We start from the raw sequence: 22360 nt of genomic DNA, 5'->3' as shown, positions 1-22360 counted from the left end.
ATCTTTAAGAATCTTCAAAAGAGATTCTGATGAGAGTTAGGTTATCACTCATTGGGGAGGAAGACATAGCTTTCAAAGGGCTTTCTTAAGAAAGGCATTACATTGTGGTCTTGAGAGTATTGGGAAATACTTGAGACTAATGATTAGAATGGGTAGAGAGTGTAGTTAAGGGGACACTCTTAAAAGTGGGGAGAAGTTTATGAATATTTTGATACTTGGTAATACTGCTGGATTAACAAACGATTTCATTTTGAAAACGTTTCCTAATCAAGCAGTTTTTATTTTTGGTCATACAGGTGTAAAGAACTCTCGTAAGAATAAAATCACCGTTTATACCAAGCATTATGAGAACAACCAATTAGAAGACGTTTTTGATTTTCATGATTATGATCAAATCATCTATTTTTCGGAATATCTCAATTACGGACATGAAAGTTCAGGGGAGATTGAAAATCTCATCAGATTGTTAGAGTGTCTTAAAGATAGAAAAAACAAACGATTACTTTATATCACAGGTCCTATCCTTGAGGATGGGAAAAGAAGTTTACAGACGACAACAAAGGATACCTTATTATCCTGGAGTCGAGAATTTGGGGTCAACCTTAAAGTTCTACATAGTCCCTTTCTTTATTCAGTTATTAATAAAGAAGATTATCTTTATAAACTGTTTGTGCGTTTAGATGACCATGAACAGGTAGAGTTAAAGGAGTCATCACAAAGTCAGGCGACTTTTATCAGTCTATCTGACTTGGGAGATTTGCTTCACAAATTATGTGAGCGATGGAATGACACCTATGAAAGCATTATTATTCCGGATCCTTTCCAACTGACTTTTGGGGAGCTCTTGCAAGCTTTGGATAAATATTTCCCTAATAAGCAGGTTCATTTCCTAGAGGAAAGAAGAATTAGTAAATATGATAATGATCCTGAAAAGCATCATGATTTGCGTGATAGGTTTGCTTGGTTTATGCGTTATGCTTTGGTGCGTGACTTGCCAGATATTTACGAAGACTATCAAAAACAGCGAAAAGGGTCTCTACGTGTTTCTAAGTTCCGCAATATCATAGATAATATCGTTAAGCAAAAGAGAAATAAGAAACTTGCTGCTGTTGTCGTGACCTTCTTAGTCTTTGAAGCTTTTCGATATATGACTCAAGGTCAGTTACAGTTCCAATTGATCGACCTACGTTTGCTCTTTGTTGTCTTGATTAGTACAGTTTTGGGCATGGGGTATGGCTTGTTCTCGGCAGTTCTTGCAATTATTGGTTTGACCATCAGTCAAATCATGTCTGGAACTAGCTGGCAACTGCTTCTATATAACACTGACCGTTGGGTTGCCTTTATTGCCTATATCTTTATCGCTGTGGTTTGTGGTTTTGTGGAAATGAAGAAGAAAGATGACAAGCTACAACTAGATAAACAGTTGGAAACAGTTAAGGAAGACTATCTTATCCTTAATCAATCCTACGATACATTACTCCATGAAAACAAAGACCTGAAAAATGCCTTGTTGGCAAGTCAAGATGGTCTTGGAAAAGCATATTCTTACTTTGTGACTTTAGATCATACTAGTGTTGAGAAGGTTCTTAGACAGACGCTTGATTTGGTTTCAGAAATTTTGAATGCTCCTGTTTCACTTTATGGAGGTGGTCCTTTCCAATACGAGCTTCTTTTGGGAGATAACGATAAGAAGCAAGTATCTTTGACAGATTTTAAAGAAATTGGAGGTGCCTTTGGTCATGGACGTGTCTGGGCTAATAAATCATTGCTTGAGAATCGTCCAGCGTATGCCATGGAAGTTAAGACCAAGGCAGAGGGTACTTTTATCATTTGGGTAGAGGCTGTTCCTTTTGAAGCTATGTCTACTAAAGTGTTAAACGAGCTTGAGGTTCTTTCAAAAATGAGTCGTTCTTTCATTGAAAAGGCAGAACTTCTTGAACAAGCTAGTCTTCAAGGGAGGGTTGCACAATGATTCCAGTCCTTATTACTAGTATCTTAACGGTTTGTTACTTCTTATCTATAGCACTTGTCTATAAGGCTATTGTCAGTGGCAAATCAGACTTAACAATTTTTTACTTGATTTTCCCGATTGCTTTACCTTTCTTTGGGGCAGGTCTAATTCATATGATTTCTAAACCAAATCGTGGTAGACATCGCCGTGGTCAAGAAGCAGTTGGTGGTAAAGTTAAAGATTTGACCATTGATTTTGGAAATATCGATGATTTTCAACGTCCGAAGGAATTGGTTGAAGAAGACATCGTACCTCTTGAAGAATCTCTCTATTTGAATAAGGCTAAGGAAGCTCGTCAACAATTGATGGGATTGGCTAATGATGATCCGTCTCATTTTATGGATTTGCTCTACTTGGCTCGTTTAAATGAGGATAGTGAAATCGTCCACTATGCGACAACCTTTATTTCTGAAATTTCAAGTCAATACGATGAGAAGTTGAGTGCCTTTGAAAAACGTTTTGAAAAGGGTGAAGAAGACCTTGACCTCTTAACCGAGTATTGTGACTTTATGGAAGACTACCTATCTAAGGAACTTCTAAGCAAACAAATGGAAGGTTTGCTTCGTAAGGAGTACGAGGAACGTCTCTTGCAGAAACTTAGTCATGGAACGACTGCTACGGACTTAGTGAGAGTTATCCATAATGAACTAGCTCTTGGTTTGTATGACTTGGCCCAAAAGCATTTGACACAGCTTTCAATTAAATCACATGCGGATGATGTGTATTATTTGTATTTGGAATATTACTATCAAACCGGTCAGTTTGCTGAATTTAAGAACATGATTCGTGAGATGCAAGGCAAACAGGTTGTTCTTTCTAAGGACAAGCAAGATCTATTGAACTTCTGGCAAGGAAAAGAGGTGATGGCATGAAATTAGGTAAAAAAAATATTATTCGCAAAGAAACCTTGCTAGGTGTTGGTCTTATTTTGTGTCTGGCCATTGGACTCTTTGTTCAAAAGAAAGGGGAATGGTACCCGACTCAAGGTAAGGAAGCCTATCTAACAGGAAAAGTACCATCTACGGCTTCAGTCGTCAAAAATTTAGATAAAGACACGCTAGTTCTTTATGATAGTGAAAATGAAACGAGTCAGAGGGCTTGGAAACAGTTCGAGCAAATTCTAAAAGATATGCGTATGGGAGCTAAGTTAGTCGATGTGGCTAAACACGAGTCCTATTCGCTTTCCGACTATAAAAAAGTGGTTCTACTTGTAACTGACCTTTCTCGAATGGAGGACCAGGTTCAGCCACTCATGGATTGGACTGAAAAAGGCGGTCAAACCCTTTTTGCAGTAACTATGGGGAAAGAAAGTAATCTTGATGCCATTGATCACAATCTCGGCGTGAGTTATTCCAACTTTGAGATGGATGAGGTCAAGGAAATCTACGTGGATCCTGATTTCATGATTGGTGGGGGACGCAATTATAAAATTGAAGAACCTTTTGAGTCAGCCAGAAAAGTCTCTCTTGAAAGTGATGTTAAGGTGCATGCTAAAACAACAGATGATTCTCATACACCGTTGATTTGGGAAAAATCATACGGCAGAGGGAAGTTTGTCGTTGATAACCTTGGAATCTATGAGCGTAATGTCCGTGGTATTTATGCCGCTTCTTATAGTCTTTTGACTGAAGCGACAGTTTATCCGGTAATCAATGGCTCTACCTATTATATAGATGATTTCCCATCACCTGTTCCAGCTGGAGATGGTCGTTTCGTTAAACGTGATTACGACATGTCTGTGTCTGAATTTTATACCAATGTTTGGTGGCCAGATCTTCTTAAATTGCACGAAAAGTATGGTATCGTTCATACAGGTGTGGTCATTGAAAACTATGAGGCCCAGACAGATGGTAAAATTGTTCAACAAAATGATTTAGATCGTTTCAAATATTTTGGAAATTCGCTTTTGGCTAATGGTGGTGAGCTTGGTTATCATGGTTATAATCACCAACCTTTGAGTCCTTCATCTGTTAATTATGGTGAAAAGTATGCCAGCTACAAGACTTGGAAGGATAAGGCTGCTATGAAGGCTGGTCTGTCTGAGTTGATTCGTTTTGTCAACCAACTCTTTCCTAAAGCGCAAAAATCAGTCTACGTTCCACCATCAAATATTCTTTCGAAAGAAGGACGAGAGGTAATCGTTAATGATTTCCCAGAAATTAAGGCTATCTCAAGTAACTATTTCCCAGGGGATTTCACTTATTCGCAAGAGTTTGAAGTGTCGCCTGATGGAATGATTGAAGAGCCACGTACTGTTTCTGGTGCGGTTTGGGATGATTTCTCACAGATGACGGTCTTTTCTGAAATGAATATGCACTATGTTAATAACCACTTCCTTCACCCTGATGATGTTCTTGATGTCGATCGTGGTGCAGAATTAGGTTGGGCAAAGATGTATAAGGCTTTGGACAAGGAAGTTAGTTGGGTCCACAATATGTCACCTTCACTTAGAAATCTAACAGGTTCAGAATTAGCAGGTGCTGTTCAGCGTTACGGTATTTTGAAAGTTTCTCAAAAATATACCAAAGACGCCCTAAAAATTGATCTTGAGAATTTTCATGATCATGCTTACCTTATGGTTCGTTTAAATCAAAACGAGGTTAAGAAGGTAAAAAATGGTAAGGTTACGCATTTAACGGGTGACCTTTACCTATTGGAGGCTACGAATAAGTCAGTCACCATTACATTAAAATAAGGCAAAATAGGGGAAAATGCCGATGAAGATATGTTTAATTCTTGAAGGGTCCTATCCGTATGTTCACGGTGGTGTCTCTACTTGGATGCATCAATATATTACAGAAATGAAAGAGCATGAATTTGTTCTTTGGGTTGTGGGGGCAACGCATGAACAAAAGGGGGAGTTTGTTTATGAACTTCCTGAAAATGTCGTAGAAGTACACGAAGTCTTTTTGGACTATGTTGTGCCAGATAAAGAAGAAGATATAGAGCCATATCAGTTTACAGATGAGGAAAAACAAGCGCTTAAGGATATGGTTTTTTGCCAACAACCTGATTGGAAAGTCTTGTTTAAACTGTTACAAGATGGTAAGGTCGTTCCTAACGATCTCTTGAGTAGTGAGGCCTTTTTTCAGGTCTTAAAGGATCTTTGTAGTGAGCGCTACACACAGCTATCTTTTTCAGATGTTTTTCACACTATCCGTTCGATGCTGTTTCCACTTTTAAATATTTTATCCTGTCCACCTCCTGAAGCAGATGTTTACCACTCAATCTCTACAGGTTATGGTGGTATTCTTGCAACTTTGGGAAGTTTGACCTATGACAAACCTCTCTTCTTAACTGAACACGGGATTTATACGCGTGAACGTGAAGAAGAGTTGCTTCGTGCGAAGTGGGTTTTACCTACAATGCGCCATCAGTGGGTAAGATTCTTCTATATGTTGTCTGATGCGATTTATCAAAATGCTGAAAAAATTACCAGCCTCTTTACGAAGGCCAAGGAAATTCAGATTGAGATGGGGTGTGATCCAGAGAAATGTCAGGTTATCTCAAACGGGATTGACTATGATGCTTTTTCTCAAATTCCTTTGAAAGAATCGGATGGTTGGATTGATATCGGAGCTGTGGTTCGTTTGGCTCCAATCAAGGACATTAAAACCATGTTATATTCTTTCTACGAATTGGCCCAGCAGGTGCCAAATGTTCGTTTGCATATCATGGGTGGTATAGATGACCAAGAATATGCGGATGAGTGTTTTAGTTTGGCTGATAAGATGGATTTGGGAGATCGTCTCCTATTCACTGGTCGTGTTAATATTCGAGAATATATGAAGAAAATTGATTTTACGCTTTTGACCAGTCTTTCTGAGGGCTTGCCACTTTCTGTTTTGGAATCAATGGCGGCTAGTCGTCCTTGTGTGACGACAGATGTCGGATGTTGTCGAGAATTGCTAGAAGGTCGTGAGGATGACAATCTAGGGATTGCAGGATTTTGTGCACCACCTACTTGTACAGGGCCTCTTGCAGAAGCTATGAAGAAGATGGCGATTAATGATGAAAGACGGCTTGAAATGGGTGAAATTGCGCGTAAGCGTGTTGAAGCTATATATCAATATCCGCAAATGATCGGTCAGTACCGACGCTTATATGAGGAGGTGGCTGTTTAATGGCCGGTATTGGATTTGAATTACGTAAAATTTACAACGAAGATAGCCTTTTTTCAAAACAAAAGGCCTACGCTTATGCTGGAATTGTGTATACCGGCCCTATGCTTTTGGGGATTTTACTTACAGCTGGTGTCGTTGTTCTGACAATGGTAGCGGGAATCAGTGAAAATGAGCGTGACTATATTCTTTCGAACTTGACTTACGCTATCATTTTTTCTCTCGTGATTACCAGTCTCTTCTCGTTGGTGGTAACCCGCTTTGTTGCGGACATGCTCTACGAGAAGAAGTTTGAGACTATTATTCCTTCATTTTATGCGTCGAGTGCCTTGATGCTTATGATTGGGACACCACTGTATGCGCTCTATCTAGCCTTGGCTAGCCGAAGCTTAGCAGAAGTAGCTATGGGTGTTTTGCTCTTTGGTGAGCTTTGTCTCGTTTGGAATGTAATTACCTATTTGACAGCGATTAAATCCTATAAAGAAATTATCAAAGGTTTCTTTTTAGCGATTGGTGTGATGATTGTCTCTGGGTTACTTAGTATTTTCCTACATCAAAAGTATGGTATATTCCTAAGTGTTTGTTTGGGATACGGTGGAATGATGTTTTGGATGGTTCGTCTGATCCATGATTATTTCCCATCTAATCTTAAAATGTCCTTTGAGTTTTTGAAATGGTTTGATCAATTTTCTGATCTTGCCAAGACTGGACTTTACATGTTGGTGGCCCTCTTTGCTCATATTGTTATTAACTGGTTTGGACCAATTAGTAAGAGTTTTGATGGCTTCTTCCGTACAGCTCCAGTCTACGATGTGCCAGCCATGTTAGCCTACTTAACGACTTTAGTATCAACACTTAATTTCGTTATGTCTGTCGAGGTTTCCTTCTATCCGCATTTCCGACGTTATTTTAAGCTCTACAATGAAGAGGGAAGTCTTTCGGATATTCAGGAAGCTGAAACTCAAATGTTGGATGTCATGAGTAATGAGCTCAAATATGTTTTTTGGAAACAATTGCTAGCGACAATTTTCATCATGTTCTTCGGAAGCGTGGTTTTGACTTACTTACCAATTGGTTTTAACAATCAAATGCATGGTTACTTCTTAACGCTATGTCTAGCTTATGGTCTCTATGCTGTAGGTAATGTGAATATCTTGCTCTTGATGTATTTTGCAGATTATAAGGGTGCCAAGAAGCTTGCCAAACACTTTGCCATTCTGACAGTAGTTTTGAGTTTTGGTTCTCAGTTCTTGGACCCAGCCTTCCTAGGCTATGCCTTCCTGATTTCTTCTTTAGTTCTTTTCATCGAAAGTGGTCAGGAAATCGATAAATACACAAGTGATCTTCAGTATCATTTCTTAGGAAGCCAAACCATGGTATCTAAGAAAGACGTGGGCTATTTTGAAAAATGGACTGAGCGTTTAGAAAACATACAAAAGAGGTGGGGGAAATGAATAGGAAAAAGAGTTTAGCAGCGGTTTTGTTGCTCTGTACGGTATTTGGTTTTACAGCATGTGGAACCAAGGAACAGACAAAAAACGGTGTGACAACTAAAAAAGTAGATAAACAAGCGGCCACTGATATCTCTAATGTACACTTAAGAGACAAAAAGAGTCTCTATGATAAAGATCATACCAAGGTAACGACCATGTACCTGACTGTACGTCGAGGAGACGCTACAGAAAATCAAAATCACTCATGGTCTGAGGTCAACCAATATTCTGTTGAAGATTATCAGAAGATGGGTGTTAAACGATACCAAGTAGCAGGTCTTCTTCAAGTTGGTAATGAGGACGGTCCTGTGTCTGGTGAGTTGGGTTATGACCAGGACGTGCCAAACGCCAGTGTTCAGATTCGTGGGGAAAGTTCAAGTAAGAACGCCCAAAAGAACTATAAAATTAAGATTAAAAAGAACAAGGGCGAGTGGAACGGCCAACGTACCATTAACCTTAATAAACACCAGACTGAAGCCCTTCGCTTTAGAAATAAGTTGTCCTATGATTTAATGGAAGAAATTCCTCAACTCATGGGTGCTAGAACGAGTTTTGTTCACCTCTACGTTAAGGATGAAACCTCTGACAATCCATCAGGTAAATTTGAGGATTATGGTCTCTACACGCAAGTCGAGCAGATTAACAAAAACTATCTGAAAGATCACGGTCTGGATGAAAATGCCAACCTTTATAAACCAAACTTCTTCGAATTCTTCCGCTATGAAGATACGATTGTTAAAGAAGATGATCCTAAATTCGATAAGGATAAATTCGAGAAACTTTTGGAAATTAAAGGTAGCCATGATCATACCAAACTTATTGATTTTCTAACCAAGCTCAACGATCCATCGGTGAAGATTGAAACCATCATGGACAAGTATGTAGATCCTGAGAATATCCAATATTGGATGGCCTTCCAGATGTTGCTTGGTAATGATGATACACAGAGTCGTAACATGTATCTCTATAGCCCACAAAACTCAACCAAATGGTACATCATTCCTTGGGATAACGATAGTATCTTGATGAAGAATGAACGTCGTTTGGTAAGTAAGGACAGTGACCAAGCTAATAGCTGGGAAGTCGGTGTCAGCAACTATTGGGGTAACCAACTTTTCCAACGTTTGCTCAAGTCAAAAGAGTTCCGCAAGGGTCTAGATGAGAAGATGGATGAGCTACGTAAGACGATTACTGGTGACAAGATTACTTCTATGAGTAATGAATACGCAGCAGTTATTAAACCTTACCTAGCTAAGATGCCTGACCAAATGCATGCTAAGACAACACCTGATAATTACGACAAGATTTTGGCAGATTTGCCAAATGAGTTGGAGAACAACTACAAGATTTACAAAACAAGTCTTGAAAAACCGCAACCATTCTTTATCAATAAGCCGGAAGTGGCCAATAACAAATTGAAATTAAGTTGGGGTGCCTCTTACGATTTCAATAACAGCAAGTTGACTTACACTGTAGAATTAGCTAAAGACTATGAATTTAAAGACAAGGTCTTTGAAAAATCTGGTCTTAAAACTCTCAGTGCCGAAACAGATACCTTGCCTAAGGGACAATATTTCGTACGTGTGACTGCAACTAATGAGGCTGGACAATCACAACGTGCTTTTGACTACTATATCAATAGTGATAACTCTAAACAATTTGGTATCATGAGCTTCTTTGTCCTCGAAGATGGAAAAATTGGGGTAGATGGTTATGAAGACTAAAGAGAAGCCCTTTCGCCATGAGTTGAAATACGTCATTGGTGAACCAGAAAAGGCCCTGTTGACTGAACGTTTTAAACATTTGATTCAGTTGGATAAGCATGCGACAAATGGTGGTTATACCATTAGAAGTCTTTACTTTGACGACTATTGGAATAGTGCCTATGCTGAAAAAGATGCAGGTATTCTGGTTCGTAAAAAATATAGGATTCGTATCTACAATTTCGGGACCAATAGTATCAAGCTAGAGCGTAAGAAAAAGGTTGATACCTACATTCTGAAAGAGGATGCACCACTAACTGTCGAAGAATTTTATAAAATCATTGATGGGGATTATGACTTTCTCTTGAAAAGTCCCTATCCTCTCTGTCAGGAATTTTACTATGAATGTGTTAGTAACATGATGCGTCCCCGGACCATCGTTGATTATGAACGAGAGCCGTGGGTTTATGACTTTGGAACAGTTCGCTTAACCTTTGACCAAAATGTCAGAGTAGCGGTTGGAAGTTTTGATATTTTTGATCCGGACTTACCAACAATTCCAGTCATTGATCCGGAAAAGATGGTTTTCGAAGTTAAATATACAGAGTATCTGCCAAAGATTGTCCAAAGTGTCTTGCCAGGGAAAGCAGATATGATGGCTGTCTCTAAGTACGTATTGGCTTATGAAAAATCTCAGTATCTAAATGGTTTTGAATACTGGGAAGATGGGAATATATAAATAGGAAAAGTGCTAAGTTCGGAAGAACTTAGTATAAGAAGGGGAATTTATGAGTGTTCAAGACTTTATAAAAAAATCTATTTTGCAGTCTGATAACTATGCGACGCAGTCACCGTTTCGTATTGTTATCGTCTTGCTACTTGCCTTGTTGATTGGAGCCTTTATCTATAAGGTTTACCAGCATTTCTTTACAGGCGTTATTTATTCACGCAGTTTTGCCATGACCTTGGTCGGTATGACCTTGCTTACGTCAATGGTAACACTGGCAATCAGTTCAAATATCGTTATCTCACTTGGTATGGTCGGTGCCCTCTCTATCGTCCGTTACCGTACCGCTGTTAAGGATCCTATGGACTTGCTCTATCTGTTCTGGGCAATTACTTCAGGGATTACGGTAGGGGCAGGTATGTATGTCCTAGCCGTTGTAACGTCCCTTGTTATCCTACTGATGCTTATTGTCTTTAGCCGCTTGCAAGAGACTGGTAAGGTGTATATCGCTGTGGTTCACTATGATGGTGAGCACACAGGTGACAAAGTTATACAAGAACTTGGTCGCATCAAACACTTTATCAAGTCTGAAACTATGCGAAAAGACAGTGTTGAGATGGCTATTGAAGTCTTTGTGAAAAATAACGACCTTACCTTCGTTGAAAACATTAAATCTATCGAAGGTGTCAAAGACCTTACGCTGATCCAATACAACGGCGAATACCATGGCTAGTAAACGTGAGAAGAAGAGTTGGAGTAGTCGAAAGAAGAAACTTTGGCTCGTCATCTGTCTAATCATCATTACGAGTGGTCTTTATGCCATTTTTGTGTATTTGAATACCAGAAATACAGGTACCAAGTTTGAATATACGCTTTCAGACAAGAGCTTTGGGAATCCGCTCATGGGTTATGTCCCTTCAGCGGAAGAAAAAACAGTTTCTGAAGATGTTCATCTTGTCTATGTTGATATCACATGGAAAGAATTGGAACCTAAAAAGGGCCACTATAACTGGGAAACGATTGAAGAAAGTAACCAGTTCAAACGATGGAAGAAAGAAGGCAAGCAGGTCGTCTTACGTTTCTTGCTAGATTACCCTGGCAAATCAAGTCATAAGGATATTCCTGACTGGTTAGGAAATGAAATTTCTGACCTTGGGGATGCTTATAACACATCCTACGGTAAGGGATTTTCACCAAATTACCAAAATAAACTGCTTAGAAAATACTATAAAGAAGCTGTGACTGCTATGGGACAGCGTTGGGGCAATGATGATTTTATCGCCTACATCGAACTTGGTGGCTTAGGACACTGGGGCGAGTGGCATGTTCACTCAGATGCTGGCATTCGCCAATTACCACGAAAAGAAGTTCGTAAGGATTACATCGCACCGTTTCAACCAGCCTTTCCTAAAGCGAAGATTCTTATGAGAAGACCTTTTGATACAGGTTTGGAAGGTGATTTTGGAATCTACAATGATGTCTTTGGAGACAAATCAGCAACTAAAACCTGGTTAAATTGGATTCAAAATGGTGGATCATACGATCAAACCCAAGAGCAAGCTGCCTTGAAAGCCATGCCTAAGGCTTGGGAGAAAGCACCAATCGGTGGTGAATTAACAAGTTCGCAGTCTATGTCTACTTTGCTTGGTAATAACTTAGACGAGCTTACAGATGAAGCCAAAGCAGCTCATTTGACCTTCTTGGGTCCAAAGGTTGCTGAAGATATTGGTGATGGGCAAGCTGCTTATAAGGAACTCTTGAAAAACATGGGCTACCGCCTCTGGGTATCAGGTTTGAGAATTTCCAAAGGAGAGAGCAAGGTTGAAATTACCCTTAATTTAGAAAATTCTGGGGTTGCCCCTTTATATGGGGATTGGCCTGTGGTATTATACTTGTGTAATGCTAATGGCAAGGTTCTTCAAGCCCAACAACTTGATTGTCGTTTGTCAGAATTGCTTCCAGATCAAACAACTGAACTTAAGGCAAGTTTCGCCTATTCCAAAGATCAGAATTATCAGGTGAAGCTAGGAATTCTATCTCCAATGACACAAGAGCCTTCGGTTCATTTTGCCATGAAAGGTTTTGAAGGAGAAGTCATGCCTAAATTAGCAACGATTCAAAAGGATCAAAAAGGCACTGACAAGTAAGAAAGGAAAAATAAATGTCTATTTTAATTACAGGAGGAGCTGGCTATATCGGTAGCCACACAACCGTTGAACTCCTTAATGCAGGTTTCGATGTAGTCTTAGTTGACGACTTTTCAAATAGTTCGCCAGCAGTTCTTGAACGTTTGGAAAAGATTACTGGTAAAAAATTTCCATTTTATCAAGGTTCCATTTTAGATACTGATTTTTTGGATAAGGTTTTTACAAATGAAGATATTGAGTTAGTTATTCACTTCGCGGCCTTCAAGGCAGTGGGAGAATCTGTCCAAAAACCTTTGAAATATTATAAAAACAATATCAGTGGTACCATTACTCTTCTTGAAAAAATGAAAGAATGTGATGTTAAAAACATCGTCTTCAGTTCAAGTGCAACAGTTTACGGTACTAATAATCCTTCTCCAATGACGGAAGATATGCCAACATCAGCTATCAACCCATACGGTTATACTAAGTTGATGATGGAACAAATTCTTACAGACGTAGCGGCTTCAGATCCGTCATGGTCAGTCACAAATCTTCGTTATTTCAATCCTATCGGTGCTCATGAAAGTGGTTTGATTGGGGAATTGCCAAACGGTATTCCAAACAACCTGATGCCATATATTACACAGGTAGCTATTGGTAAACTTCCTGAGCTTAACGTCTTTGGGGATGACTATCCAACTCCAGATGGTACAGGTGTGCGTGACTACATTCACGTCCTTGACTTGGCCTCAGGTCACTTGGCTGCTGTCAAATATAATTTGAGTCACAAAGGTGCTGAGATTTTCAATTTGGGTACTGGACATGGTTATAGCGTATTGGATCTCGTTAAGACTTTCGAAGCTGAAAACAAGGTTGCTATTCCATACCGTATTCAAGGACGTCGTGCTGGTGATATTGCTACTTGCTATGCCTCTCCTGAAAAGGCCAAAGAAGTTCTTGGCTGGGAAGCTAAGAAGACCTTGAAAGAAATGGTTAGAGATTCTTGGCGTTGGCAAACGACTAACCCTAACGGTTATGAAGACTAAGTTGCATAACTCAAATTATAAGTACCTAGAGAGTGTAAGATAAGCGCTAGATTATTTTAAAGTATCCCTAATCTAGTAGCTTCAAAAATAAAGGAAAGAGGAGTGAAAGCAGTCGCTAAATAATTACAGATTTAGAACTGTCTCACCCTCTTTTTATGTTTTAGCTTAGCTTTCTATGGTATAATGAAATTATGACTATTATTAATCAATTCGTCACTTTGGCGAGTCACCTTGTATTTATAGGATTGAGCTACCATATGCTGATTAGCCTCTTTGATTGGGCAAAAATCATCAAAAATCCGATTGAAAATACTGGTAAATTGAAACTCTTTTTGCTCTTTATCAGTATTGCCTTAGGCTATCTTATCAGTTCCTTTATTCTGTCGGTTTTAGCTTTTGGACAGAATATGGCTAGCTCAATTTCTTAAATTAGTGATTTTAAAAGACTTTTGATATAATACAAAAAGATGAAAATGACCCTTGAAAGGAATCCTTATGGATAAAATTATTGTGCAGGGTGGCAACACTCGATTAAGTGGTGAGGTTGTCATTGAAGGTGCTAAAAACGCTGTCCTCCCCTTGTTGGCAGCGACTATCTTGGCCTCGGAAGGTCAAACAACCTTAACTAATGTTCCAATCTTGTCAGATGTTTACACGATGAATAATGTTGTTCGTGGTTTAGATATTGCTGTAGACTTTGACGAGGAAAACAATACCGTTGTCGTTGATGCTAGTGGAGAAATTCTTGATCAGGCGCCATATGAGTATGTGAGCAAGATGCGTGCGTCTATCGTAGTACTTGGACCAATTCTTGCCCGCAATGGCCACGCGAAGGTTTCAATGCCTGGTGGTTGTACGATTGGTAGCCGTCCGATTGACCTCCACCTCAAAGGTTTAGAAGCAATGGGGGCTAAAATTACCCAAGTTGGCGGTGACATCACTGCGACAGCAGAAAAACTAAAAGGTGCAACTATTTATATGGACTTTCCATCTGTCGGTGCCACTCAAAACCTTATGATGGCAGCGACTTTGGCTGATGGAGTTACAACCATTGAAAATGCTGCGCGTGAACCAGAAATCGTTGACTTGGCCCTTCTTCTTAACGAGATGGGAGCAGATGTCAAAGGTGCTGGAACTGAAACACTCGTGATTAAAGGTGTTAAAGCTCTCCATGGTACTAAACATGCGGTTGTTCAGGACCGTATTGAAGCAGGTACCTTTATGGTAGCAGCAGCCATGACTTCTGGTGATGTCCTTATCAAAGATGCTATTTGGGAACATAACCGTCCTTTGATTTCAAAATTATTGGAAATGGGTGTCTATGTTAAGGAAGAAGACGGCGGTATTCGTGTTAAATCTGATGTTTCACAATTGAAACCAGTAACCGTTAAAACTCTACCTCACCCAGGTTTCCCAACTGACATGCAAGCTCAATTTACAGCACTTATGGCAGTGGTAAGCGGGGAATCAACCATGATTGAGACAGTCTTTGAGAATCGCTTCCAACACTTAGAAGAAATGCGTCGTATGGGACTTCATTCAGAAATCCTTCGTGATACGGCTATGATTCACGGTGGTTTGCCACTTCAGGGTGCTCAAGTTATGTCTACTGACCTTCGAGCTTCGGCAGCACTAATTCTTACAGGGATGGTGGCTGAAGGAACAACTACTGTTGGTAAATTGACACACTTGGATCGTGGTTACTATCAATTCCATGAGAAACTAGCTAAACTAGGAGCAAATATTTCACGTGTAAGTGAGGCTTAGTATGGAAACTGGTAAAGGCTATGTTTTTCGTCAATTATTACTTGTTTTGAGTGTGTGTGTGATTGGCCTTGCTTTTCTAGCAATCGGATTGATGATTGGCTATGCTGTTTTAGGAGAGGGCAAGGATCCTATAAGCATCTTAAAACCAGAAACCTGGCAGGCAATTGTTGCTAAATTTACAGGAAAATAAAAGGGAGTGGGAAGTAATCCCGCTCCTTTAGTCATGACATTCATATAAAAGAAAGAGAACAATGGCAAAAAGAAAGACATCTTTAACAAATAAACAGAAACGTCAGCTAGTCTCGTTACTAATAGCGGTCTTGATTGCAGTTTTAGGTTACATTGGGACGAGCAATAAGCTATCGCCTAATAATCCAATCAAGCAGGTAGCTAGTCTAGTCTCGGGAAAATCCAATAACTCCGTTAAATCAAACGGTTCAACAAATGGAAAGGCTACTCCACAAGAGCAGCTTGCTGAGTCAGTGATGACTAGCTCCGTCAAGAGTAAACTAGGAAACTCCTTAGAATGGAATGGGGCAGGGGCTTATATTGTTAATGGTAATAAGACTAATCTAAATGCTAAGGTTTCTAGCCAACCCTATGCCAATAACCAAGTCAAAACGGTTCAAGGACAAACGGTTCCTACAGTAGCGAATGCCTTATTAAGTAAAGCAACCAGACAGTACAAAAATCGTCAAGAAACAGGGAATGGCTCAACCTCTTGGACACCTGCGGGATGGCATCAAGTTCACAATCTTTCAGGAGAGTATAGTCATGCCGTAGATAGAGGTCATTTGTTGGGCTATGCACTTGTAGGTGGTCTCAAAGGATTTGATGCCTCGACTTCAAATCCAGAAAATATTGCCGTTCAAACTGCTTGGGCTAACCAAGCTAATAGCGAAAGTTCTACGGGACAAAACTATTATGAAAGCCTGGTACGAAAAGCTCAGGATAAAAACAAACGTGTCCGTTATCGCGTTACCCTTATTTATGAAGGAGATAACCTCATTCCATCAGGAACACATCTTGAAGCCAAGTCAGCAGATGGCTCACTTGAATTCAATGTCTTTGTTCCAAATGTACAAGAAGGGATTACCCTAGATTATTATTCAGGAAAAGTAACGGTGAATTAAAGCAAAGAACGACTCTGATTGGAGTCGTTTTTAGTATCCAGAAAATAAAAACCCACCTGCAGGTGGGTTTTTGTTTTATTCACTAGCTTGCTCCCATTGTTTAGAGAGGTAGCGAGAGTAGCTAGAAATGGCAAAGTTGACCACGAAATAAGCTAAAGCCACAATACCGTATAAGGTAAAGATTTGGCTTGGTTCGTAGTAACCACCCATCAAAATCTGACTCTTACCAAACAATTCTTGTAAGGCAATAACAGAGTAAAGGAAAGAAGTATCCTTGATGACTGTTACGAATTGAGAAATGATAGATGGTAACATCTTACGAATAGCTTGTGGGAAGATGATGTAAATAAAGATTTGTCTGTTGTTAAACCCTTGAGACAAGCCGGCTTCTGTTTGGCCATGGTCGATAGAGTTCAGCCCCCCACGAATGATTTCCGCCAAGGCAGCTGAAGTAAAGACCGTGAAAGAGGTAATCCCTGCCGCAGTTGACTTGAGTTGGAAGACCAGGAAGATAATGAAAATCCAAAGCAAGTTAGGAACGTTACGGACGAACTCAACGTAGATAGAAGCAATCCAACGAAGGATAGGATTCTTTCCGTTACGCATCACCGCCAGAATTGTTCCGAACAGGGTAGATAGCACGATGATGAAGAAAGACAAGTAAAGAGTCGTCCACATCCCTTGTGCCAAGAATTTAAGGTTAGTAGCTGATAAAACTTCTGACATAGTGGACCTCCTTAGTAAGCTTTCTTATTCTCTTCTTCTTTACGACGTGCCCAGGTAGCTAGAGGGAAACACATGATAAAGTAGAGGAAGGCAGCCCCAGCAAAGGCCGGCACATAGTTAGTGGTATCATAAGCCCAAGCCTTAGCTGTGAACATGATATCGGCCCCAGAAATGATGGCAACTGTAGAAGTGTTTTTAATCAAGTTAACCACTTGGTTGGTCAATGGTGGCAAGATAGTACGCACGGCTTGAGGCAAGATGATGATACGCATGGTATCAGCGTAGGTGAAACCTTGAGATAAAGCCGCTTCGGTTTGACCTTTAGGAACCGCCTCGATACCTGTACGAATAATTTCAGAGATATAGGCTCCTGTGTAGACCCCTACACAAAGGATAGCCGTCAATGAAATTGGAATCATGACATGACCATCAGTCAAGATTGAAATTCCATAGAAGACAACCACGAATTGCACGAGCAAGGGTGTATTCTGGAAGATTTCGACATAAACACGTGAGATGCCACGAAGGACCTTGTTATGAGTAGAGCTCATAGCTCCAAAGATGAGCCCAAGAAGAAGGGCAACAATCAAGGCACCAATCGAAATACCGAGAGTGTAAAAGAAACCTTTGGCAAACTGCCCAAAGTTAGCGAAGAAAGCAGCCCAACGTTCAAGAGCGAAAGGACTAGCCGTTTCTGTTAAAAGATACATAAATTCAGGACTCCTTTCTATTTATCTTCAGCCTTAGCTGGTTTCAAGTGATACTTATCGTAGAGCTTTTGAAGGCTACCATCTTTTTGCCATTTAGCAATCAAATCGTTGGTATAATCAATCAACTCTTGATTATACTTACTTGAAGCAATACCGTACTCTTGTGTTTTGAAACCTTCTTTTAAGGTTTTAGTTTTCTTACTTTCATATCCAGAGAGGATAGATTTATCAACTGAGAAAGCATCTACACGGTGAGCGTAAAGAGAAACAGCCAATTCTGGGAAAGATCCGAGTTGAACATAGTTGAACTTAAGGTTATTAGCTGAAGCGTACTCTTGCAACGCAGCCTTAGTTGACGCCCCTTGAGAAACACCGATAGTCTTACCATTCAAGTCTGAAATTTTGTTAATACCTGAGTCCTTAAGAACCAAGAAACCGATTTGGTCATAGTAGTAAGGAGTTGAGATAGCGTAAGAAGCCTTACGTTCATCATTAATGGTATAGGTAGCGATAAGCAAGTCGATAGTACCGTTATCCATAAGTGGTTCACGAGTTTGCGTCGTTACTGGGATATAATTCACTTTAACTTTTAACTCATCAGCAATCTTCTTAGCAAGATCAACTTCCATACCTTCGTAGGTATTAGTCTTAGCAGAATAGTAACCAAAGTTAGGAACGTCTTGCTTCACACCGACATTGAGTGTCCCTCGCTTAACAATCTTTTGGACTGCTTTACTATCAAGAAGCTTACTAGTGTCTTCCGCCTTAGTCTTGTGACTCGTGATAAGAAAAATAGTGAGAATTGCCAAGCTTGCAACGGTTAGGTAACGTAAGATTTTTTTGAAAATCATAGGCAACCTCCTTAGGCATCCACTTGGACATTATCAGAGTTGTGATCGATAATCTTAGAAAGGAATTGAACCGCACGAGGTTCAGTTGGATTGTCAAAGAAACCATCCACATCCGTAGTGTCTACAAGAATCTGACCTTCAGCCATGAAAATGATACGGTCAGCCACACTACGGGCAAAGCCCATTTCGTGGGTTACGACAACCATATTCATACCACCTTTGGCAAGTTTTTGCATAACCGCAAGCACGTCACCGATAGTCTCTGGGTCAAGGGCTGACGTTGGTTCGTCAAAGAGCAAGAGCTCAGGATTCATAGCAAGACCACGGGCGATAGCGATACGTTGTTTTTGTCCACCAGAAAGCATGCCAGGGTATGAATCCTTCTTGTCCCACATGTTAACGTAGCGAAGGAATTTTTCAGCAGTCTTTTCAGCGTCTGCCTTACTGATTCCAAGAACCTTGATAGGTGCCAAGGTAACATTTTCAAGAACGGTTTTGTGCGGGTAGAGGTTAAAGTGTTGGAATACCATCCCTGCTTCCTTACGCAATTCTACCAACTCTTTGGCAGAAGCTTCCGTCACATTATGTCCGTTAACGATAAGCGTACCGTTATCGATGGATTCCAAGGCGTTGATTGTACGGATGAGGGTGGATTTCCCAGACCCAGAAGGTCCCAAGAGAACCACAACTTGTCCTTTTTCAATTTCTAGATTGATATCACGAAGTGCATGATAATCTCCGTAATATTTATTAACATTTTTAAATTCAATAAGTGCCATAAGAGCCTCCTATAATGGATTTACTTGTTAGCTTTTCTAACATATATTGAATTTTAGCATAAGTAAAGTCGAAAGTCAAAAAATTCCGAATATTCTTTCAAAACGTTCGGTTTTTACTAAATAATTAATCATTTTTTGATATAAATATGAGAAAAACAAAAACCCACCCGTAGGTGAGTTTTTTATTTTATTCACTAGCTTGCTCCCATTGTTTAGAGAGGTAGCGAGAGTAGCTAGAAATCGCAAAGTTAACCACGAAATAAGCTAAAGCCACAATACCGTATAAGGTGAAGATTTGACTAGGCTCGTAGTAACCACCCATCAAAATCTGACTCTTACCAAACAACTCTTGTAAGGCGATAACAGAGTAAAGGAAAGAAGTATCCTTGATAACTGTTACGAATTGAGAAATGATAGATGGCAACATCTTACGAATAGCTTGTGGGAAGATGATGTAAATAAAGATTTGTTTGTTGTTAAATCCTTGAGACAAACCTGCTTCAGTTTGACCATGGTCGATAGAGTTGAGTCCCCCACGAATGATTTCCGCCAAGGCAGCTGAAGTAAAGACCGTGAAAGAGGTAATCCCTGCCGCAGTTGACTTAAGCTGGAAGACTAAGAAGATAATGAAAATCCAAAGCAAGTTAGGAACGTTACGAACGAACTCAACGTAGATAGAAGCGATCCAACGAAGGATAGGATTCTTTCCGTTACGCATCACCGCCAGAATTGTTCCGAACAGGGTAGATAGCACGATGATGAAGAAAGACAAGTAAAGAGTCGTCCACATCCCTTGTGCCAAGAATTTAAGGTTAGTAGCTGATAAAACTTCTGACATAGTGGACCTCCTTAGTAAGCTTTCTTATTCTCTTCTTCTTTACGACGTGCCCAGGTAGCTAGAGGGAAACACATGATAAAGTAGAGGAAGGCAGCCCCAGCAAAGGCCGGCACATAGTTAGTGGTATCATAAGCCCAAGCCTTAGCTGTGAACATGATATCGGCCCCAGAAATGATGGCAACTGTAGAAGTGTTTTTAATCAAGTTAACCACTTGGTTGGTCAATGGTGGCAAGATAGTACGCACGGCTTGAGGCAAGATGATGATACGCATGGTATCAGCGTAGGTGAAACCTTGAGATAAAGCCGCTTCGGTTTGACCTTTAGGAACCGCCTCGATACCTGTACGAATAATTTCAGAGATATAGGCTCCTGTGTAGACCCCTACACAAAGGATAGCCGTCAATGAAATTGGAATCATGACATGACCATCAGTCAAGATTGAAATTCCATAGAAGACAACCACGAATTGCACGAGCAAGGGTGTATTCTGGAAGATTTCGACATAAACACGTGAGATGCCACGAAGGACCTTGTTATGAGTAGAGCTCATAGCTCCAAAGATGAGCCCAAGAAGAAGGGCAACAATCAAGGCACCAATCGAAATACCGAGAGTGTAAAAGAAACCTTTGGCAAACTGCCCAAAGTTAGCGAAGAAAGCAGCCCAACGTTCAAGAGCGAAAGGACTAGCCGTTTCTGTTAAAAGATACATAAATTCAGGACTCCTTTCTATTTATCTTCAGCCTTAGCTGGTTTCAAGTGATACTTATCGTAGAGTTTTTGAAGGGTACCATCTTTTTGCCATTTAGCAATCAAATCGTTGGTATAATCAATCAACTCTTGGTTAGACTTGCTTGAGGCGATACCGTATTCTTGTGTTTTGAAACCTTCATCAAGGATCTTGGTTTTATCACTTTCGTAACCTGACAAGATTGATTTATCACCAGCAAAAGCGTCAATACGGTAAGCATAGAGTGATACGGCTAACTCAGGATAAGATCCGAGTTGAACGTAGTCAAACTTAAGGTTATTAGCTGAAGCGTACTCTTCAACAGCAGCTTTGGCAGATGACCCTTGAGACACTCCAATAGTTTTACCGTTTAGGTCAGAAAGTTTCTTATAGCCAGATTTGGTTTGAACGAGGAAACCGATCTGGTCATAGTAGTAAGGAGTTGACATGGCATATGAAGCCTTACGCTCATCTGTTATGGTATAAGTAGCGATAAGCATATCAATAGTCCCATTATCCATAAGGGCTTCACGAGTTTGTGGGGTAACCGCTGTAAAATTCACCTTAACCTTAAGTTCTTTGGCGATTTTCTTAGCGAGGTCAATTTCCATCCCTTGATAGGTATTAGTTTTGGCTGAGTAGTATCCAAAGTTTGGGACATCCTGTTTGACACCAACGTTTAGAGTCCCTTTTTTGACAATTTTTTGAATTGCAGCACTATTGAGTAGTTTACTGCTTTCATCTGCCTGACTGCTTTTGGTGTTCCAGAGGAGAACTGCTAGAAAAGTTATAACAGAGATAGCTAAAATGCGACTAAGTTTCTTGATTAACATAAGTCCTCCTTAGGCGTCCACTTGGACACGATCAGAGTTGTGGTCGATAATCTTAGAAAGGAATTGAACTGCACGAGGTTCAGTTGGATTGTCGAAGAAACCATCCACATCCGTAGTGTCTACAAGAACTTGACCTTCAGCCATGAAAATGATACGGTCAGCCACACTACGGGCAAAGCCCATTTCGTGGGTTACGACAACCATGTTCATGCCACCTTTGGCAAGGTTTTGCATAACCGCAAGCACGTCACCAATAGTCTCTGGGTCAAGGGCTGACGTTGGTTCGTCAAAGAGCAAGAGCTCAGGATTCATGGCAAGACCACGGGCAATAGCGATACGTTGTTTTTGCCCACCAGAAAGCATACCAGGGTATGAATCCTTCTTGTCCCACATGTTAACGTAGCGAAGGAATTTTTCAGCAGTCTTTTCGGCGTCTGCCTTACTGATTCCAAGAACCTTGATAGGTGCCAAAGTTACATTTTCAAGAACAGTTTTGTGCGGGTAGAGGTTAAAGTGTTGGAATACCATACCCGCTTCCTTACGAAGCTCAACCAAGTCTTTGGCAGAAGCTTCCGTCACATTATGTCCGTTAACGATAAGCGTACCGTTATCGATGGATTCCAAGGCGTTAATTGTACGGATAAGGGTAGATTTCCCAGACCCAGAAGGTCCCAAGAGAACCACAACTTGAACTGCACCCCAAAAGTTAGACAGAAAAAATCTAACTTTTGGGGTGTTTTTATTATGAAATTGACTTATGAAGAT

The 22360-nt window shown here is 40.2% G+C and carries 22 protein-coding genes; 14 read left to right on the top strand and 8 right to left on the bottom strand.

Annotated elements, in window-relative coordinates:
- The first annotated feature begins 199 nt into the window (after positions 1-199).
- The 14 genes from H7U04_RS09350 to H7U04_RS09285 all read left to right on the top strand — a co-directional run bounded on the left by H7U04_RS09350 (position 200) and on the right by H7U04_RS09285 (position 16130).
- A complete protein-coding gene (locus tag H7U04_RS09350) occupies positions 200-1972 on the top strand; it encodes a DUF4118 domain-containing protein (RefSeq protein WP_110981197.1) in 1773 nt (590 codons plus the stop codon).
- Complete coding sequence (locus H7U04_RS09345) at positions 1969-2883, top strand: hypothetical protein (RefSeq protein WP_110981198.1); 915 nt, start codon at positions 1969-1971, stop codon at positions 2881-2883. The genes H7U04_RS09350 and H7U04_RS09345 overlap by 4 nt, the downstream gene beginning before the upstream one ends.
- Positions 2880-4706 (top strand): DUF2194 domain-containing protein, encoded by a 1827-nt coding sequence (locus H7U04_RS09340; protein ID WP_110981199.1) that lies wholly within the window; start codon positions 2880-2882, stop codon positions 4704-4706. The genes H7U04_RS09345 and H7U04_RS09340 overlap by 4 nt, the downstream gene beginning before the upstream one ends.
- 22 nt (positions 4707-4728) lie before the next feature.
- Positions 4729-6135: a GT4 family glycosyltransferase PelF gene (pelF, locus tag H7U04_RS09335; protein WP_181419174.1), complete on the top strand. Its 1407-nt coding sequence runs from the start codon at positions 4729-4731 to the stop codon at positions 6133-6135.
- On the top strand, positions 6135-7586 hold the full coding sequence (gene pelG / locus H7U04_RS09330) for an exopolysaccharide Pel transporter PelG (protein ID WP_110981201.1): 1452 nt from the start codon (positions 6135-6137) through the stop codon (positions 7584-7586). Before pelF ends, pelG begins: the two co-directional genes overlap by 1 nt.
- Positions 7583-9349 (top strand): CotH kinase family protein, encoded by a 1767-nt coding sequence (locus tag H7U04_RS09325; RefSeq protein ID WP_207185663.1) that lies wholly within the window; start codon positions 7583-7585, stop codon positions 9347-9349. The genes pelG and H7U04_RS09325 overlap by 4 nt, the downstream gene beginning before the upstream one ends.
- The gene (locus H7U04_RS09320) at positions 9339-10067 is read left to right on the top strand and encodes a polyphosphate polymerase domain-containing protein (RefSeq protein WP_002883511.1); all 729 of its coding nucleotides are present in this window, start codon (positions 9339-9341) and stop codon (positions 10065-10067) included. Before H7U04_RS09325 ends, H7U04_RS09320 begins: the two co-directional genes overlap by 11 nt.
- A 49-nt stretch (positions 10068-10116) precedes the next feature.
- Entirely contained in the window at positions 10117-10788 is a 672-nt protein-coding gene (locus tag H7U04_RS09315; RefSeq protein ID WP_002883515.1) for a DUF4956 domain-containing protein, read from the top strand.
- Positions 10781-12202, top strand: a complete 1422-nt coding sequence (locus H7U04_RS09310) for a DUF4832 domain-containing protein (protein ID WP_156685401.1) — start codon at positions 10781-10783, stop codon at positions 12200-12202. The genes H7U04_RS09315 and H7U04_RS09310 overlap by 8 nt, the downstream gene beginning before the upstream one ends.
- A gap of 14 nt (positions 12203-12216) precedes the next feature.
- The gene (galE, locus tag H7U04_RS09305) at positions 12217-13230 is read left to right on the top strand and encodes a UDP-glucose 4-epimerase GalE (RefSeq protein ID WP_107373004.1); all 1014 of its coding nucleotides are present in this window, start codon (positions 12217-12219) and stop codon (positions 13228-13230) included.
- Between the two features lie 191 nt (positions 13231-13421).
- A complete protein-coding gene (locus H7U04_RS09300; RefSeq protein ID WP_002890830.1) occupies positions 13422-13658 on the top strand; it encodes a DUF1146 family protein in 237 nt (78 codons plus the stop codon).
- Between the two features lie 67 nt (positions 13659-13725).
- Positions 13726-14997, top strand: a complete 1272-nt coding sequence (murA, locus tag H7U04_RS09295) for a UDP-N-acetylglucosamine 1-carboxyvinyltransferase (protein WP_048790586.1) — start codon at positions 13726-13728, stop codon at positions 14995-14997.
- 1 nt (position 14998) lies between these two features.
- The gene (locus H7U04_RS09290; protein ID WP_003097027.1) at positions 14999-15187 is read left to right on the top strand and encodes a DNA-directed RNA polymerase subunit beta; all 189 of its coding nucleotides are present in this window, start codon (positions 14999-15001) and stop codon (positions 15185-15187) included.
- Positions 15188-15248: 61 nt separating this feature from the next.
- Complete coding sequence (locus H7U04_RS09285) at positions 15249-16130, top strand: DNA/RNA non-specific endonuclease (RefSeq protein WP_156685398.1); 882 nt, start codon at positions 15249-15251, stop codon at positions 16128-16130.
- A gap of 75 nt (positions 16131-16205) precedes the next feature.
- On the opposite strand, the gene H7U04_RS09280 is transcribed toward H7U04_RS09285, so the two are convergent.
- From H7U04_RS09280 to H7U04_RS09245, 8 genes are all read right to left on the bottom strand, one after another.
- Entirely contained in the window at positions 16206-16856 is a 651-nt protein-coding gene (locus H7U04_RS09280) for an amino acid ABC transporter permease (protein WP_002890834.1), read from the bottom strand.
- A gap of 11 nt (positions 16857-16867) precedes the next feature.
- Positions 16868-17566 (bottom strand): amino acid ABC transporter permease, encoded by a 699-nt coding sequence (locus H7U04_RS09275; protein WP_002886251.1) that lies wholly within the window; start codon positions 17564-17566, stop codon positions 16868-16870.
- 17 nt (positions 17567-17583) lie between these two features.
- Entirely contained in the window at positions 17584-18417 is an 834-nt protein-coding gene (locus tag H7U04_RS09270) for a transporter substrate-binding domain-containing protein (RefSeq protein ID WP_201059702.1), read from the bottom strand.
- A gap of 11 nt (positions 18418-18428) precedes the next feature.
- The gene (locus H7U04_RS09265) at positions 18429-19196 is read right to left on the bottom strand and encodes an amino acid ABC transporter ATP-binding protein (protein WP_201059700.1); all 768 of its coding nucleotides are present in this window, start codon (positions 19194-19196) and stop codon (positions 18429-18431) included.
- A 187-nt stretch (positions 19197-19383) separates the two neighbouring features.
- Positions 19384-20034, bottom strand: coding sequence for an amino acid ABC transporter permease (locus tag H7U04_RS09260; protein WP_002886253.1), 651 nt, complete (start codon positions 20032-20034; stop codon positions 19384-19386).
- Positions 20035-20045: 11 nt separating this feature from the next.
- Positions 20046-20744 (bottom strand): amino acid ABC transporter permease, encoded by a 699-nt coding sequence (locus H7U04_RS09255; protein ID WP_002886251.1) that lies wholly within the window; start codon positions 20742-20744, stop codon positions 20046-20048.
- A gap of 17 nt (positions 20745-20761) precedes the next feature.
- Positions 20762-21595: a transporter substrate-binding domain-containing protein gene (locus tag H7U04_RS09250; RefSeq protein ID WP_155124255.1), complete on the bottom strand. Its 834-nt coding sequence runs from the start codon at positions 21593-21595 to the stop codon at positions 20762-20764.
- A gap of 9 nt (positions 21596-21604) precedes the next feature.
- Positions 21605-22309 carry an amino acid ABC transporter ATP-binding protein gene (locus H7U04_RS09245; RefSeq protein WP_155124256.1) on the bottom strand — a complete coding sequence of 235 codons (705 nt, stop codon included), beginning with the start codon at positions 22307-22309 and terminating at the stop codon, positions 21605-21607.
- Positions 22310-22360 lie beyond the last annotated feature (51 nt).

Origin of the sequence: Streptococcus sp. 22.1 (assembly GCF_016648645.1) — a bacterium.
In the GTDB taxonomy this organism is placed as follows: Bacteria; Bacillota; Bacilli; order Lactobacillales; family Streptococcaceae; genus Streptococcus.
The sequence above is the reverse complement of the archived record's forward strand: the minus strand, read 5'-3'. Positions and strand labels throughout refer to the sequence as shown.